We start from the raw sequence: 1,853 nt of genomic DNA, 5'->3' as shown, positions 1-1,853 counted from the left end.
GGTATCATGAACGCCATTGAAGCAACGTTAAGCGCAATTTGATGGCCAGAGACAACGACGTCACCATAACGAGCAATTAACAAGCCAATGCCGGCAAACAAGGTGACCTCCATGCCGAGCGAGATAGCGATGGGCGTACCAATTTTTAGCATTGATCGCATCGTACTATAGTCGCCGAATGTGCGGGTCAGATAAATCTGAATGCGGAAATATCGTTTGGCTGTCAACGTATAGATTGCCATCGTGATGAACATGAAAGCGTATGAAATGGCGGTTGCGAGACCAAGCCCATAGGGGCCGAGTTGATAATGGAATAAAAAGTAATAATTGATCAGGGCATTTAGCGGCAGTGCTGAAAAGCTCACCAACATGACTTGTTTGTTGGAAAACAAACCTTCATTGAAAAAGCGGAAGACCAAAAACAATAGCATGGGCCACCCAGCCAAAGCGATGGCGCGAAGGTAGTCGACAGCACCATCGTGCAGCGTTGGTGGTAAATCAAGTTGACCAAGTAGCCAGCTTGGATTTTTGAGCACCCACCAGCAAAGCGTACCCAAAATAAGCGCAATGCCCAGTCCTGTGTGCAATAGACGAGCGAGTTCACGAAAATTTCGGCGTGCGCGCGCACTGGCGGCCATTGGGTTGATGCCAAGTAGAAATCCCATCATGATGACAACAATGGGGATGAACACATTCGAGCCAACCGACACCGCAGCCAAGGTCTGTGCGCTGTGATGGCCTGCCATCATGATGTCAATGAAGCCAAGACCCATTTGTGCGGCCTGTGCCAGCACAGCGGGGACAGCGAGACGAATCAATTTGGGCAGTTGTTCTTTAATCCAGGACACACAATGGCTCTCGTCGGAATGGGGCGACGATTATACCGATATTGGTGTGGTGTCACTACAGGTTGAGTCGTTGGAATGGGTTAAATCTTTCCGCCATATGCCAATGTTCGAGAAACTGTGTTTCCAACGACTTCAATTGAGCGGGTTCTGTCACAAGCTCACAGTGCCATTGGGTGGCGATAGGGCGCACATACGCACTTGAGTCGCTCATTGCGAAGGCAGTGGTCAGTGGGCAATTGTCTGGACTGTGATAGCGTCGAACCTCGAAAGATGACGAAAGTCGTTGCATTAATCCGATCAATCGGTGTCGTTTGAAATGTAGCAAGTGGTCATCGGCGACGATAATTTGGAAAATAAGTTTGGGGTGGGTTTTAGCCACCGCCAAAAATGTATCAATGATCTCACGGTCGTCGGTGACCAAAGGCTCTAATGCGAGACTCAACCATCGAAAGGTCGTCTGGCTGTCTGTCAGCACCTTTCGAAACGCGATTTGGTTTTGGCGTCGAATAGACGACGTGGAGTTTTCGTTATCCATTAGCGCGTTGTGCCGGCAAATTGACGTTGGGCAACAGTGACGTGAGGGGAGACCAGTGGCCGTATCATGCGTTGTGTCGGACGGCCCCATTCCATAAAAACCGGTCCATTGGGCACAAATTGAAACCGAGAGAAGTAATTCATTAAATTGAGTGTCGAGTGCAAATGCAATTCATTAAAGTTCGCTTGTCCGGCGACACCTACAAGTGTCTGCACTATCTGGCTACCAACACCAACATGTCGCCAAGGAAGCAGTACCGCGAGCCGTCCAAGATGGCCTGAAGGTTTGATTCGACCACAGCCAATGCTGTTACCTTCGGCAGATAGCGCCAAAACATGTAGGCTGTCGGTGTCGTATGAATCTTCAACCAAACTCCAGTCAAGTCTTTGTTCGATGACAAAAACTTTTTCGCGAACTTCTTTTATCTGAGAGGCAGCGCTGGTCCAGTCAACCAGCTGAATTGAGTACAT

General features: G+C 49.1%; 3 protein-coding genes. All 3 read right to left on the bottom strand.

Features of this window, described 5'->3' with window-relative positions; translation table 11 throughout:
- The coding region (locus D6694_15765; protein ID RMH33065.1) for an MATE family efflux transporter at positions 1–848 on the bottom strand (848 nt) is incomplete at its 3' end.
- Between the two features lie 55 nt (positions 849–903).
- The gene (locus D6694_15760; GenBank protein RMH33064.1) at positions 904–1,383 is read right to left on the bottom strand and encodes a hypothetical protein; all 480 of its coding nucleotides are present in this window, start codon (positions 1,381–1,383) and stop codon (positions 904–906) included.
- Positions 1,383–1,853, bottom strand: coding sequence for a GNAT family N-acetyltransferase (locus tag D6694_15755; GenBank protein ID RMH33063.1), 471 nt, complete (start codon positions 1,851–1,853; stop codon positions 1,383–1,385). Before D6694_15755 ends, D6694_15760 begins: the two co-directional genes overlap by 1 nt.

This window comes from Gammaproteobacteria bacterium (genome assembly GCA_003696665.1).
GTDB lineage: Bacteria > Pseudomonadota > Gammaproteobacteria > Enterobacterales.
The sequence above is the reverse complement of the archived record's forward strand: the minus strand, read 5'-3'. Positions and strand labels throughout refer to the sequence as shown.

Bases quoted from the DNA above. Each gene is read 5' to 3' on its own strand.
- D6694_15760 (RMH33064.1), bottom strand. From the start codon at position 1,383: ATGGATAACGAAAACTCCACGTCGTCTATTCGACGCCAAAACCAAATC.
- D6694_15755 (RMH33063.1), bottom strand. From the start codon at position 1,853: ATGTACTCAATTCAGCTGGTTGACTGGACCAGCGCTGCCTCTCAGATA.